This is a genomic window from Cryobacterium sp. TMT1-19 (assembly GCF_004403055.1).
Lineage (GTDB): Bacteria > Actinomycetota > Actinomycetes > Actinomycetales > Microbacteriaceae > Cryobacterium > Cryobacterium sandaracinum.
Window position 1 is genome coordinate 19,154 of sequence record NZ_SOHB01000061.1, and the last position, 13,768, is coordinate 32,921.

Below are 13,768 nucleotides of genomic sequence, written 5' to 3' on the forward strand. Positions count from 1 at the left end.
GGGAGCGCCTACCCGGCACGCTGGGGGCGGAGGTGCTCGTGGCACGCAAAGACGAACTGGGCAGGCAGGGCGAGGAGTGCGCCGCCCTCTTCCTCGCCGCCGCCGGTTACCGGGTCGTGGAGCGCAACTGGCGCTGTGGGCAGGGTGAGATCGACCTGGTCGCCGAGCTCGGGGGAGAGGTCGTCTTCGTCGAGGTGAAGACGCGTTCGGGAACCCGCTTCGGGCATCCGTTCGAGGCCATCACTGTCGCCAAGCTCGCCCGGCTGCGTCGCCTCGCGGCGGCGTGGTGCGAACAGGCGGATGCCCGGCCCGCCCGCATCCGTGTCGACGCCATCGCCGTGATCATCCGTCCCGGCACCGAGCCCGTGATCGAGCACTTGATGGGCGTGTTCTGATGGGGCTCGCCCGCACGCATGCGGTGGCCCTGGCCGGGATGACCGGGGCACTGGTCGAGGTGGAGGCCGACATCTCCGGGCAGCTGCCGGGTATCATCCTGATCGGGCTGCCCGATGCGGCCCTGTCGGAGGCCACCGAGCGGGTGCGGGCGGCGGCGAAGAACTCGGGCTGTCCGCTCACCCGCAACAAGCTCACCATCAACCTCTCCCCGGCGTCGTTGCCGAAGCACGGGTCGGGCTTCGACCTGGCCATCGCGCTGGCCTGCCTCGGGGCCGACCAGGTGGTCTCGGCCGCGTCGGTGGGCCGGGTGGTGCACATCGGCGAGCTGGCCCTCGACGGACGGCTGCGGCCGACGCCGGGCATGCTCCCGGCGGTGATCGCGGCCTCCCGGCTTGGCCACGGCACGGTGATGGTGCCCGCCGGCAACGTCGATGAGGCGTCCCTCGTGCCGGGCGTGCGGGTGATCGGTGTCGCCTCCCTGCGGGACGCCGCCATCTGGCATGGCGCCGAACTCGAACCGATCCCGGTTGACCCCATCCTCGTCCCCGGCGACGCCGCGGCGGAGACGGCCGAACCCGACCTGGTCGACATCATCGGCAATGACGATGCGATCCTGGCGTTGCAGATCGCGGCGGCCGGCGGTCACCACGTCTTCATGGTGGGGCCGCCCGGCGCCGGCAAGACCATGCTGGCGGCCCGGCTGCCCGGACTGCTGCCCGACCTCGACGCTGAGGCCTCCCTCGAGGTCAGCTCCATGCGGTCGCTCAGCGGCCGCGCCGTCGGGCGCGCCCTGATCACCCGCCCGCCGCTTGAGGCCCCGCACCACACGGCGACGGCGGCGGCCATGGTCGGCGGCGGCAGCGGGCAGATCCGGCCTGGCGCGGCGGCGCGCGCCTCGCACGGGGTGCTCTTCCTCGATGAGGCTCCCGAATTCGCCTCGGCGGTGCTTGACGCGCTCCGGCAGCCGCTGGAATCCGGGGTGATCAGCATTCACCGCGCCAACGCGGTCTCCCACTTCCCGGCCCGCTTCCAGCTGGTGATGGCGGCCAACCCGTGCCCCTGCGGGCAGTACGGCGCCCCTGACCTGGACTGCACCTGCCCGCCGAGCTCCCGACGACGGTACTTGGCGCGCATTTCGGGACCGCTGCTGGACCGTATCGACATTCAGCTGCGGGTGCAGCGCATCACTGCCGCCCAGCTGCGGCTGGCCACCGAGACGCCCCGACTGGCGAGCGCCGTCGCCCGCGGACGGGTGATCGAGGCCCGAGCCGCCGCGGCCCAGCGCCTCGCCGGCACGCCGTGGACGCTGAACTCCGATGTGCCCGGCCCCTGGCTGCGCGGCCCCCAGGCCCGGCTGGGCAGAGCGGCCACGGCCATCCTTGACCGGGCGCTTGAACGCGGAGGCATCACCATGCGCGGATATGACCGTGTACTGCGGGTGGCCTGGTCCATCGCCGACCTCGAGGGCGTGTCCCGGCCCGGCATTGAACAGGTAGGGCAGGCCTTGTACCTGCGGAAGGGAATGACGTCATGATGCTGTTTGGGCTGGAGGAATCCACGGTGGTTGCGCTGACCGGGGGCGTGCGGGCATCCGCCGGGTCTGGCCCGACGGATGCCGCGGCCGCCGCCGATGTGTTCGCGCGCGCCGCGTGGACCGGTATCTCGGAGCCGGGCGACGGCGCCGCCGGACTGCTCGTGCAGGGGCTGGGGGCCGGGCCGGCACTCAGTGCCGTCCTCGACCTGTGGACCGGGGCCCGGCTCGCGGGCGCGCTGGCCGCAACGGGGTTGCCACTGACCGACGACCTGCAGGCCCTACTGGAGCAGGCCCTGCAACGCTGGCGGCCGCGGTTATCCTCGGCCGAGGTGATCCGTTCCCTGCAGCAGGCGGCGCGCGCGTCCGCCGGGCTCCTGGTGCCCACTGATGCACATTGGCCGAGAGGCGTCGACGACCTGGCAGTCCACGCGCCGATCGCACTCTGGTGGCGGGGCATCCCGACCGCTCTGACCGCGCTGTCCAACTCGATCGCCCTGGTGGGTGCCCGCGCGGCCACCGGCTACGGCGAGCATGTGACGATGGAGGCCTCCGCCGGGCTCGTCGACCGCGGCTTCCTCATCGTCTCCGGGGCGGCGTACGGCATTGACGGCATGGCGCACCGGGCGGCACTGGCCAGCTCGGGGCTGACCGTCGCGTTCCTCGCCGGGGGAGTGGACCGCTACTATCCGAGCGGCCACGACGCCCTGCTGAGCCGCATCGCCACGATGGGGGCGATCATTTCCGAACTGCCCTGCGGGGCCGCGCCCACCAAATGGAGGTTCCTGCAACGCAACCGGTTGATCGCCGCCGCCAGCGCGGCCACGGTCGTGCTCGAGGCCGGCTGGCGCTCGGGTTCGCTCAACACTGCCGGGCATGCCGCCGCTCTCGGCCGGCCGCTCGGGGCCGTTCCGGGCCCGGTGACCTCGCCGACGTCGGCCGGCTGCCATCGGCTGATCCGCGAGTATGACGCCGTTTGCGTCAGCACAGCCGCGGAGATGGCCGAACTGGTGGGCGAACGGATGCTGAGCCTCGCCCTCGACCTGCCGCCCGCCGACGGAGACACGGCCGGGTTCGGCGGCCGCACGAGCGAGCAGGTGCGCGTGTTCGACGCTCTGAGCACGCGGGCGGCGCGCAGCGTGACAGACATCGCCCGTCGGGCCGGACTGTCGATGTCAACGGTGCAGGGGTCCCTCGGCGCCCTCGACCTGGAGGGGGTGGTTCGGGAGAAGGAGACCGGCTGGGTGCGCGGCCGGTAACGGTTCGCCGTTCACCCGACCACCCCCCCTGGTCGTCCCCGTCCTTTCGGCGTATGAGCACGTCGACCGTGGCCCCGTCGTTGTCATCCATGATCACTGGAAGACTCCTGATCACTGGACGATCGTGACGATGACGGAGGCGCTCACAAGCCCCGAAGCTTCCGCCGTGAACGTGTACAGGCCCGCTTGATTGCCTTGGTAACTGACCTGGCAGCCACTGAACGTAGCAACACCGTTGAGAGAAGTCCTGGTTGTCGCCGCGCACGACAGCGTGCCGGATCTGTTGGACGGTGGACTCGCAGAGAGCGTGACGCTTACAGCGGCGTTCGCTGTGTTGCCGAAGGCATCCTGGATCGTGATTTCCGGCTGAGGCACGAAGAAGTCGTTCCTCTTATGGCTCTTCTGAGGGAATGTTCCGGTGAAAGCGAGTTTGGACGCGGCCCCGGCCGAGATCGTGATGGTGTTGCTCGTGGCCGTGATGGGGCCTGCCACGACGGCCGTCAGTGTGTAGGTGCCGGCCTTGTCGATCCGACAACCGGTGAAGGTCGTGACGCCGGCGGTGCTGGCGGAAGCACACGCGGACAGGGTGGCCCCGACGGGTGCGTTGGTGAGGCTCAATGTCACGGCTGCGGTGCTGTTCGTGACGGTGTTGCCACCGGCATCCTGCACCGTGACAACCGGTTGGGTGGAGAAGGCACTCTGACTGATGGCAGTGCTGGTCGGGAAGGCGATGGCTAGTTTCGCTACGGAGCCGACCGATATGGTGAGGCTGTTGGACTCGGCCATCCAGGTCCCTGAGGCCGCCGTGAGTGTGTAGCTGCCGGGTTTGTCGATCCGGCAACCGGTGAAGGCCGCGACACCGGACGCGGCCGCGAGCGGGTTGCCTGAGGTGCAGGACAACGCGGCGCCTGCCTGAGTCGTGAGGCTGAGGCTGAGGCTGATGGGGGCAGTGCTGGTGGTGACGGTGTTTCCGAACGCATCCTGCACGGCAATGACAGGTTGGGTTGAGAACGGGGTTCCGCCGCTACTGCTATTGGCGGGCTGTGCGGTGAAGGCGAGTCTCTTAGGGGGTCCGGCGGTGACGTTGATGCCGTTGCTCGTGGCGTCGGCGAGCCCGGCCGAGGTGGCGGTGAGCGTGTAGCTGCCGGCCTTGTCGATCTGGCAGCCGGCGAAGGTGGCGATGCCTGAGACGGCAGCCCGGGCGTTCGCGGCGCAGGTCAGGCTGGCCCCGGCGGGTGAGGTGAGGCCGAGGCTGATTGTTGCGGTGCTGCCGGTGACGGTGTTTCCGCCGGCGTCCTGAACGGTGACAACCGGTTGGACGGGCGCGGCGAACGTGGTCTGGCTGGTGGCGGAGAAGTCAACGGCAGGTTGGGTGAAGGACAGTTTCTTCGCGGAGCCCACGGAAACGGTCAGGGCGGTGCTCGTGGCGGCGGTCAGGGCACCGGAGGCCGCGGTGAGCGTATAGGTACCGGCCCTGTCGACGGCGCAGCCGGTGAAGACCGCGACACCGGATGCTGCCGCCAGCGGGTTGGTTGGGCACGTGAGCCTGGCGCCGCCGGGCGTCGTGATGCTGAGGGTTATGAAGGCGTTGCTGACGGTGACGGTATTTCCGAACGCGTCCAGCACCGTGACCACAGGCTGGGTGGGGAATACCATCCCGCCGGTGCTGTTGGAAGGTTGCGTTGCGAACACGAGCTGCGTGGCGCTGCCGGCGGCGATGGTGATGCTGCCGCTTGTGGCGGCGGTGAGCCCGTTCGCGGTCGCGGTGAGTGTGTACGTGCCGGCCCTGTCGATCTGGCAGCCGGAGAAGACCGCGATGCCGGATCCGGCTGGCAGCGGATTCTGGTCGCAGGTGAGGTTCGCTCCGGCGGGCGACCCGGTGATTGCCAGGGTGACCGGGCTGGTACTGGTGGGCACGGTCTCTCCGGCGGCATTCTGGATCGCGACGCTGGGCTGGGCAGTGAAGACGGCGCCGCTGGTCGCGTCGGACGGTTGGGCCTGGAACGCGACTTTCGTCGGATTCGAGATCGTCACGCTGCCACTGGGGGCGCTCGCCGCGGTCCAGCCGTTGTAGACGGCGGTGACCGTGTAGGTATAGTCGCCGGTCAGAACGAGCAGGTCGTCGCAAAACGCGGTGGCCACGATGATGGTCGGGCTGGTGCCGCAGGCCGGGGTCGGCGTGCCGGTGCCGGTCTTGGTGCGGGTGGCGTAGTAGCCGGTCGGCGCGGGCGTGCCGACGGATACCGTCCAGCGCAGGCTCACGGTGCCGGCGCTCGTCGCGGGAACGAGCACGTCGGTGGGCGGAAGCAGCGTGCCGAGGGCTGCCGAGCCGGAGCCGATCCCGGGGGCGGTGTAATACGCGGAGGCGCCACCGGTTACGGACACGACCAACACGGCAAGGGTCACGGCGGCGGTGAGGCCGAAGAATGAGAGGCGGGTGTTTCCGGATGCGGAACGGTGGGGACGGAGGGAAGTCACGTCAACCTCTCACAGCTATCGAACGAGCATGAATGTTCAAGGACTCAGATGTACCAAAATGAAAATCGCACAGGTGGGCAGGCTCGGAGAGAGCCTGACCACCTGTGATCGAGCTAGTTGGACTTGAGCGTCAGCGTGACGGTGGCGCCCTTGCAGGCGTCCTGGTCGTCAGCGGTGTCAAGGAACATGAGCGTCGAGGTTCCCGTGATGGTCACATCGACGGCGGTCTGGCTCCTGGGTGTGCCCATCACGCGCGTGTCGGAGACGACGGACGGGGCGATCGTGAAGTTGTCGGCGAAGACACACCCCGGGGCGTCGGTGCTGCCGGTCTGGGAGATGGTTGCGACCTTGAGGCTGGACGTGCCCGCATTTTTTGCGGAGTACGTCACCGGCACGGAGGCGCCCGGGGTCAGACCGTCGGCCAGGTGGGCGCTCAGCACCAGCGAGCCGTTGGACTTGGCGTTGGCCGCCGCACCGGTGCCGGAGCCGGTCGTCGACCAGTAGGCGTACGCTCCGCCTCCGCCGACCAGGAGCATCGCGGCCGCGACGAGCGCGATGCTCCTCACCCGCAGCTGCTTGGCGGTGCCGGCGGTTGCCTCGGGTGTGGTCTTCTTGCTCATGTGATGCCCTTCTATCGATTTCGGGTCTCGACAGTCCTCATCTGTGAGGACACGTGCTGAAAGCTAGGGCGGTCTCGTGTGCGCCGTTAGGCCGGATGAGCCCCCAGAACGGGGCTGCGGGTCCCCCCAATAGTGGGCTCGCGTGAATCCCACCGAAGGGTGAATTTGCGCGACGACAGTCCGACGTCGGGGGCAGGCCGTAGTCTGGGCGGCACCCACGAAAGGTGAGTCATGTCAGCCGTGCAACTGGGCCAGTACCCTCCAGCCACCCACCTCATCGCGCATATCAGCGACACCCACTTCCTCGGCGGAGGTCGAGCGCTCTACGGCGCGGTCGACACCGACACCACCGTGTACCAGGCGATGGCGCAGTTGGAGCGGTCCGGTCTCCGGCCCGACGCGCTGCTCTTCACCGGTGACATCGCCGACCGCGGTGAAGCCGCTGCGTACCGCCGGGTGCGTGACATTGTCGAGGCCGCGGCCGAACGGATGGGCGCCCCCGTCATCTGGGTGATGGGGAACCACGACAAGCGCGAGGCCTTCCGCACCGAGCTGCTCCGGGAAAAAGGATCCTCGGCGCCGATCGACCGGGTATTCGACATCGGGGGAGTGCGCATCATCGCACTGGACACGAGTGTTCCGGGCTATCACCACGGCGACCTGTCCGGCGCGCAGTTGGCGTGGCTGGCCGAGGTGCTCAGCGAGCCTGCTCCGCACGGCTCCCTGCTGGCGCTTCATCATCCGCCCGTGCCGACGATGTTGCCGCTGATGTCCATCCTCGAGCTGCGGGGGCAGCCCCGACTGGCCGAGGTGGTGGCCGGCAGCGATATCCGGGCGATCCTGGGCGGACACCTGCACTACGCGACGACCGGACTCTTCGCGGGTATCCCGGTGTCGGTCGCCGCAGCGACCTGCTATACGATCGATCCGACCGCGCCGCAGGGGTCGCTCAGCGGTCTGCAGGGTGGGCAATCGATCAACCTCGTGCATGTCTACGACGACCAGATCGTGCACTCGCATGTGGCTCTCGGCGAGTTTCCGGCAGCGACCGGCTTCGACGCGGCCTTCCTCGACCGGATGGAGGCGCTCACGCCCGACGAGCGCACCGAGGCCTTCTCGCGGCAGGTCTGACCGAGGTGACTATGCCTGAGTCCGTTCGCGTACCACCGCCGGTTCCCGCGCCGGTGCACCTCCTCGATGCGTCTGTCGACGACTTCGTGGTCTACCTGGCCGTTGAGCGCGGCTTCTCCGTGCACACCGTGCGCGCCTACCGCACCGACCTGGCGGGACTGATCGCCTTCGCCGAAACTCGCAGCGTCATCGACCCGGCGGCGCTGAGCCTCGATCTGCTTCGCGATTGGCTGTGGGTCGGAACCCAGTCGGGGCTGGCGCGGGCGACCATTGCCCGGCGGTCGGCCTCCGCCCGCAGCTTCACGGCCTGGCTGGCACGCACCGGCGGCAGCGCAACCGACCCCGCCGTGCGGCTGCGCTCGCCGAAACCCGGCAGACCACTGCCCCGAGTGATCAACCACACCCAAATGCAGGAGCTACTCACCCACCTGGAACTTCGTGCCGCCGGTCCCGACCCGGCGGCGCTGCGCGACCTCGCGATAGTGGAACTGCTCTATGCGTCGGGGTTGCGGGTCTCGGAGCTCGTTGGCCTCGACGTCACCGACGTCGATCTGCACCGACTCACCGTGCGGGTCACCGGCAAGGGTTCCAAGGAACGCGTCGTTCCCTTCGGCGTGCCGGCCCAGCACGCGATCCTCGCCTATCTCGAACGGGGCCGCCCCCGGCTCGTTGAGACCGCAGCGCCCGCCGAGACCGCAGCGCCCGCGGAGACCGCAGCGCCCGCCGAGACCGCAGCCCCCGCCGGGACCGCGGGGCCTGCTGCCGAGAACCGCGCGCACGCCGCGAGAACCGCTGCCGAGAACGCCGCGACGCCGGTGAGCGCGCTGTTCCTCGGTGCGCGCCGCCAGCGCCTCGGCGTGCGGGCGGTCTACCGGCTGGTCGCCACTCTGCTCGCCGATGTGCCCGGCAATGGGCCGGCCGGCCCGCACGCCCTCCGCCACACGGCGGCCACCCACCTGCTCGACGGCGGAGCCGACCTCCGGGCCGTGCAGGAGCTGCTCGGCCACTCCAGCCTCGGCACCACCCAGATCTACACTCATGTCTCGGCCGAACGCCTTAAACAGAGCTACCGCACCGCGCACCCGCGCGCCTGACTCCCCGGCGACGGCTTCCGGGACTGCTCCGCGACTACCTCGCGGCTGCCGGCCCCTCAGCTGTCTCCTCTCAGGAGCAGTGCCGGCAGCAGCACCGCGCGAGGAACGCCGACCAGATACAGCAGTGGTGACACATAGCCACCGTTCAACCGGGCGCCAAGATGCAGGCACTGCCCAGCGCAGTGCCCGCCGTCGGCAACCTGGCCGACGGGTTGCCCTGCCGCGACCCGGTCACCGACCGCGACACTGGCCGACACCGGCTCGATGCTGGACACCAGGCCGTCGGCATGTTCGATCGAGAGTACGGGGCGGTCGACCACGACCCCGGCGAACGAGACGATACCCTCGGCCGGTGCAACCACCTCCCGGCCGGCCTCGGCCGACAGATCCAGACCTCGATGGCCCGGCGCATACTGGGTGGCCGGCGCCTGGAAACCCCGGAGCACCGGATGCGGCGGAACCAGCGGCCAGTGCCAGGTGCCGGTGGTGGCCGTATCCGCAGCCGTCTCCGGAGCCGTCTCCGTGACCGACGCCGCCCCGGGTGGTGTCACACCCGCCGCGTCGCTCCGCACGATGGACAGGCAGGACAGCGGCAGCAGCGCGGCCGCGATGAGCAGACGGAAGGCATTCATGCCACCACCGTGCGGCCTCCGTCCCGCCCGAAACCGGCGAGGGCGGTATCCGTGACCGGATCCCGTACCACCCCGCCTGGGGGGGGACGCCCGCACGTGCCGGCGCGCGCACGGGGCACCCCCGTGGGTGCTAACCTTTGTGGAGCAGCGCTTGCGTGCTGACTACGCGTGCCCATTCGGCCTCCAGACCCACTCGGTCCTCGTTTCTTTCAGATGCGGGGCGGTTCTGTGCCGGGCACCAGGAGTGGTGATCATCCGATCACGACACAAACCGATTGGCGTTCGTCTGCATCGCAGCGCGCGCCGGACAAGGAGAACGGCTCATGGCCGTCGTAACCATCCGCCAGCTGCTCGATAGCGGCGTGCACTTCGGGCACCAGACCCGCCGTTGGAACCCGAAGATGAAGCGCTTCATCTTCACGGAGCGCTCCGGCATCTACATCATCGACCTGCAGCAGTCGCTCGGGTTTGTCGACAAGGCCTACGACTTCGTCAAGGAGACGGTTGCCCACGGCGGCACCATCCTCTTCGTCGGAACGAAGAAGCAGGCGCAGGAATCGATCGCCGAACAGGCCATCCGCGTGGGCCAGCCCTACGTCAACCAGCGCTGGCTCGGCGGCCTCCTCACCAACTTCCAGACCGTTTCCAAGCGTCTGGCCCGCATGAAAGAGCTTGAAGAGCTCGACTTCGAGGACACCGCCAAGAGCGGTTTCACGAAGAAGGAAATGCTCATCAAGAAGCGCGAGCTCGTCAAGCTGCACAAGAGCCTCGGCGGCATCCGCAACCTCACGAAGACGCCGTCGGCGCTGTGGGTTGTGGACACCAACAAGGAGCACCTCGCCATTGACGAAGCCCGCAAGCTCGGCATCCCCGTCATCGCGATCCTCGACACCAACTGCGACCCGGACGACGTCCAGTACCCGATCCCGGGCAACGACGACGCCATTCGTTCCGTCGGCCTGCTGACCCGCATCATCGCGGACGCTGCGGCCGAGGGCCTCATCCAGCGCCACGCCAAGCCGGAGGCTGAAATCGAGCCTCTCGCCGCGTGGGAAGCCGAGCTCCTGGCCGCTCCTGCCGAGAACGCCCCGGCAGCTGACGAAGCCGTCGCCGTCTCCGACGAGACCGCAGAGGCCGTCGTGGCCGCGCCGGTTGCCGACGAGGAAGCCGCCGCAGCCCCAGCCGCAGAAGCCGAAGCCGCAGCCGTTGTTGCGGCCGACGCTCCCGCCGAAGAAACCAAGTAAGGACCAAGCATGGCAAGCATCAGCCTCGCAGACGTCAAAGCGCTGCGCGAGCGCCTCGGTACCGGCATGGTCGACACCAAGAACGCCCTCGTTGAAGCCGAAGGCGACATGGAAAAGGCCGTCGAGATCCTTCGAATGAAGGGTGCGAAGGGTAACGCCAAACGCGCCGATCGTTCCACCTCCGAGGGACTCGTCGCTGCCAAGGAAATCGGCAACACCGCCACCCTGATCGAACTCGCCTGCGAGACCGACTTCGTCGCCAAGGGCGATAAGTTCGTTGCACTAGCCGAGAAGGTCTTGGACGCGGTCGCCGCAGCCGCGGCCACCACCGTCGAGGAGGGCCTGGCCGCTCCGGTCGACGGTCAGACCGTCGGCCAGCTCATCGACGGCGAGGCCGCGATCATTGGCGAGAAGTTCGAACTTCGCCGCGTCGCATCCGTCGCGGGTGAGAAGTTCGCGATCTACCTGCACAAGACCAGCAAGGACCTGCCCCCGCAGGTCGGCGTTGTTCTGGGTTACTCCGGAGATGACGCGGAGACCGCGCGCAGCGTGGCTCAGCACATCTCTTTCGCGAACCCCGAGTACCTCGCTCGCGGAGACGTTCCCTCCGACCTCGTTGAGGCCGAACGCCGGATCGTCACCGAGATCTCGAAAAACGAGGGCAAGCCGGAGGCTGCACTGCCCAAGATTGTCGAGGGTCGCGTCACCGCGTACTTCAAGCAGGTTGCACTCCTCGAACAGGATTATGCCAAGGACAACAAGCTGTCCGTCAGCAAGGTCTTGGCTGATGCCGGACTGACCGTCTCAGGCTTCGCCCGATTCAAGGTCGGCGCGTAACCGGTCGTTTGATCGTAGTGAAGGAGATCGGGTTGCAGTCGCAATCCGGTCTCCTTCTGTGTGTGGGCACCCACCAGCCCACCCAGTAGTTTTAGAACACCGTCGGAACACGGCACGGCACTACACGGCACAACACAACACTGCACTGCACTGCACTGCACTGCACAGCACGGCACAGAGCATCACGAGGGAAGAAGCGCACAGAATGTCAGACACGGTCAAGAAGCGCAGGGTCCTCCTCAAACTTTCCGGCGAAGCCTTCGGGGCAGGCAGCCTGGGCGTCAATCCCGACGTCATCAGCGCCCTCGCCCGCGAGATCGCCGAGGCGGCCAAGACGGTGGAAATCGCCATCGTCGTCGGCGGCGGCAACTTCTTCCGCGGCGCCGAATTGTCGCAGCGTGGAATGGACCGCGGCCGTGCCGACTACATGGGCATGCTCGGCACCGTGATGAACGCCCTTGCCCTCCAGGACTTCCTCGAGCAGGCCGGATCCGAGACACGGGTGCAGTCCGCGATCGCGATGACCCAGGTCGCCGAACCGTACATCCCTCGTCGCGCGGAACGCCACCTCGAAAAGGGCCGCGTGGTCATCTTCGGCGCGGGCGCCGGGCTGCCCTACTTCTCCACCGATACGGTTGCGGCCCAGCGTGCCCTGGAAATCGATGCGGACATCGTGCTCGTCGCCAAGAACGGCGTCGACGGGATTTACTCCGACGACCCGCGCACCAACCCGGACGCGCACAAGATCGACCACATCACCTACCAGGAGGCCCTGCAGCGCGGCCTCAAGGTCGTCGACTCGACAGCCTTCAGCCTCTGCATGGACAACGGAATGCCCATGCAGGTGTTCGGCATGGCCCCGCACGGCAACGTGACGGCCGCCATTCTCGGCGCCGATCTGGGAACCCTTGTCTCCAACTAAGCTTGACAACGCCATCGAAGAAGGAGTCATCGTGATCACGGATGTTCTGTCCGACGCCACCGCCCGCATGCACAAGGCCGTGGAAGCTGCCAAAGACGACTTCGCGACCGTGAGAACCGGTCGTGCGAACCCGCAGATGTTCGCCAAGATCCTGGTGAACTACTACGGCACACCGACGCCGCTGGAACAGCTCGCCTCGCTGCAGAACCAGGAGGCCCGCACGCTCCTGATCGGGCCGTACGACAAGGGCGCCCTGCGAGACATCGAGCAGGCCATTCGCGACACTCCGAACCTGGGCGCCAACCTCGGAAACGACGGCAACGTCATTCGGGCCACGCTGCCGGAGCTGACCGCGGACCGCCGCAAGGAATACGTCAAGATCGTGCGCACCAAGGCCGAAGATGCCAAGGTGTCGGTGCGCAACCTGCGCCGCAAGGCCAAGGACGACCTCGACGCCCTCAAGAGTGAAGTGGGAGACGACGACGTGGCCCGCGGCGAGAAAGAACTCGAACACATCACCAAGACCCACGTGGATGCCATCGACGACGCCCTCAAGCGCAAAGAAGCAGAACTCCTCGAGATCTAAGGACGATCCAGCCTCATGACGGACGAATCAGGCGATTCCGGAGAACGCGAAGGGCTGCGCGCCAAGCGCGAGCATGGTGTCAGTCGCGCCGAGTTCAGGGCCCAGATGCAGTCGAAGAAGGCCGATCTCGAACGTCAGATGCTGGCGACCCGGGCGCAGCTGGATGCGACTCAGGAACGCATCCAGGCGCGCACCGGGCGCAACCTGATCCTGGCTACCCTGATCGGGCTCGCGCTTGGCTTGTTCATGCTGTTCAGCCTCGTCTTCATCAAAGACCTGTTCATGGTCTGCGCGATCGCGTTCGTGGGCTTCACGGCCTTCGAGCTCGCTCAGGCTCTCCGTCTCGCCGGACGCAACGTGCCGCGCGTACCGGTCGTCCTGGCATCCGTGGGCGTCGTGCCTGCCGCGTTCTACCTCGGCGCGGCCGGCCAGTGGCTGGGCACGCTCGCCGGCATTGGGTTGATCGCCTTGTGGCGGCTGGCTTTTCTCGTCCGGCGCGCCCACCGCGCTCCCTCCCGGGAGGTGCTCGGCGACATCGGTGGTGGCTTCCTGATCCAGGCCTACGTCGTCTTCCTCGGCAGCTTTTCTGTGCTCCTGGTCGCCCAGCCCGACGGGCAGTGGTGGACCCTCGCCTTCCTGCTGCTGGTCATCTCCGCCGACACCGCGGCGTACGCCGCCGGCCTCAGCTTCGGCAAGCACCGCATGGTCCCCTCGATCAGCCCGAAGAAGACCTGGGAAGGGTTCGCTGGCGCCGGCGTCGCCTGTATCGGGATCGGCGTGCTGCTCGCAGTGTTCATGCTCGACCAGCCCTGGTGGTTCGGCCTCGTCTTCGGTGTGGTCATCTTGTTCAGCGCGACCTTCGGCGACCTGGCCGAATCCCTGATCAAGCGTGACCTAGGCATCAAGGACATGAGTTCCTGGTTGCCTGGTCACGGCGGTCTCCTCGACCGGTTGGATTCGATCCTGCCGTCGGCCGCAGCCGCGTACGCCCTCTACCTGATTTTCGCTTAGCGGCCTCGGTTTAGTCAGGCGCGCGGC

General features: G+C 68.0%; 13 protein-coding genes. 10 read left to right on the plus strand and 3 right to left on the minus strand.

The window, feature by feature from the left end; translation table 11 throughout:
- The first annotated feature begins 38 nt into the window (after window positions 1-38).
- From E3T40_RS14570 to dprA, 3 genes are read left to right on the plus strand one after another with little or no spacing between them, the layout of a single operon-like run.
- Window positions 39-395, plus strand: coding sequence for a YraN family protein (locus E3T40_RS14570; protein WP_104195253.1), 357 nt, complete (start codon window positions 39-41; stop codon window positions 393-395).
- Window positions 395-1,930, plus strand: coding sequence for a YifB family Mg chelatase-like AAA ATPase (locus E3T40_RS14575; protein ID WP_104195171.1), 1,536 nt, complete (start codon window positions 395-397; stop codon window positions 1,928-1,930). The genes E3T40_RS14570 and E3T40_RS14575 overlap by 1 nt, the downstream gene beginning before the upstream one ends.
- Window positions 1,927-3,186 (plus strand): DNA-processing protein DprA, encoded by a 1,260-nt coding sequence (gene dprA, locus E3T40_RS14580; protein WP_134544436.1) that lies wholly within the window; start codon window positions 1,927-1,929, stop codon window positions 3,184-3,186. Before E3T40_RS14575 ends, dprA begins: the two co-directional genes overlap by 4 nt.
- 111 nt (window positions 3,187-3,297) lie before the next feature.
- Here the strand turns inward: dprA and E3T40_RS14585 are convergent, their stop codons facing one another.
- Together E3T40_RS14585 and E3T40_RS14590 are read right to left on the minus strand one after the other, a co-directional pair.
- Entirely contained in the window at window positions 3,298-5,664 is a 2,367-nt protein-coding gene (locus E3T40_RS14585; RefSeq protein ID WP_134544439.1) for a hypothetical protein, read from the minus strand.
- A 113-nt stretch (window positions 5,665-5,777) separates the two neighbouring features.
- Window positions 5,778-6,284 carry a hypothetical protein gene (locus tag E3T40_RS14590; protein WP_134544441.1) on the minus strand — a complete coding sequence of 169 codons (507 nt, stop codon included), beginning with the start codon at window positions 6,282-6,284 and terminating at the stop codon, window positions 5,778-5,780.
- Window positions 6,285-6,515: 231 nt separating this feature from the next.
- Between E3T40_RS14590 and E3T40_RS14595 the strand changes: the two genes are divergently transcribed.
- A complete protein-coding gene (locus E3T40_RS14595; RefSeq protein ID WP_134544444.1) occupies window positions 6,516-7,415 on the plus strand; it encodes a phosphodiesterase in 900 nt (299 codons plus the stop codon).
- A gap of 11 nt (window positions 7,416-7,426) precedes the next feature.
- Complete coding sequence (locus tag E3T40_RS14600; RefSeq protein ID WP_134544447.1) at window positions 7,427-8,509, plus strand: tyrosine-type recombinase/integrase; 1,083 nt, start codon at window positions 7,427-7,429, stop codon at window positions 8,507-8,509.
- A 56-nt stretch (window positions 8,510-8,565) separates the two neighbouring features.
- Here E3T40_RS14600 and E3T40_RS14605 read toward each other — a convergent pair whose 3' ends face one another.
- Window positions 8,566-9,141: a M23 family metallopeptidase gene (locus tag E3T40_RS14605; RefSeq protein ID WP_104195175.1), complete on the minus strand. Its 576-nt coding sequence runs from the start codon at window positions 9,139-9,141 to the stop codon at window positions 8,566-8,568.
- Between the two features lie 323 nt (window positions 9,142-9,464).
- Here E3T40_RS14605 and rpsB point away from each other — a divergent pair, with 323 nt between their 5' ends.
- The 5 genes from rpsB to E3T40_RS14630 all read left to right on the plus strand — a co-directional run bounded on the left by rpsB (window position 9,465) and on the right by E3T40_RS14630 (window position 13,741).
- Window positions 9,465-10,385 (plus strand): 30S ribosomal protein S2, encoded by a 921-nt coding sequence (gene rpsB / locus E3T40_RS14610; protein WP_104103167.1) that lies wholly within the window; start codon window positions 9,465-9,467, stop codon window positions 10,383-10,385.
- Window positions 10,386-10,394: 9 nt separating this feature from the next.
- Entirely contained in the window at window positions 10,395-11,222 is an 828-nt protein-coding gene (tsf, locus tag E3T40_RS14615; protein ID WP_134544450.1) for a translation elongation factor Ts, read from the plus strand.
- Window positions 11,223-11,427: 205 nt separating this feature from the next.
- Window positions 11,428-12,144: a UMP kinase gene (gene pyrH, locus E3T40_RS14620; RefSeq protein WP_104103173.1), complete on the plus strand. Its 717-nt coding sequence runs from the start codon at window positions 11,428-11,430 to the stop codon at window positions 12,142-12,144.
- A 31-nt stretch (window positions 12,145-12,175) separates the two neighbouring features.
- The gene (gene frr, locus E3T40_RS14625; protein WP_104103176.1) at window positions 12,176-12,730 is read left to right on the plus strand and encodes a ribosome recycling factor; all 555 of its coding nucleotides are present in this window, start codon (window positions 12,176-12,178) and stop codon (window positions 12,728-12,730) included.
- A gap of 15 nt (window positions 12,731-12,745) precedes the next feature.
- Window positions 12,746-13,741 (plus strand): phosphatidate cytidylyltransferase, encoded by a 996-nt coding sequence (locus E3T40_RS14630; protein ID WP_233199200.1) that lies wholly within the window; start codon window positions 12,746-12,748, stop codon window positions 13,739-13,741.
- The last annotated feature ends 27 nt before the right edge of the window (window positions 13,742-13,768 follow it).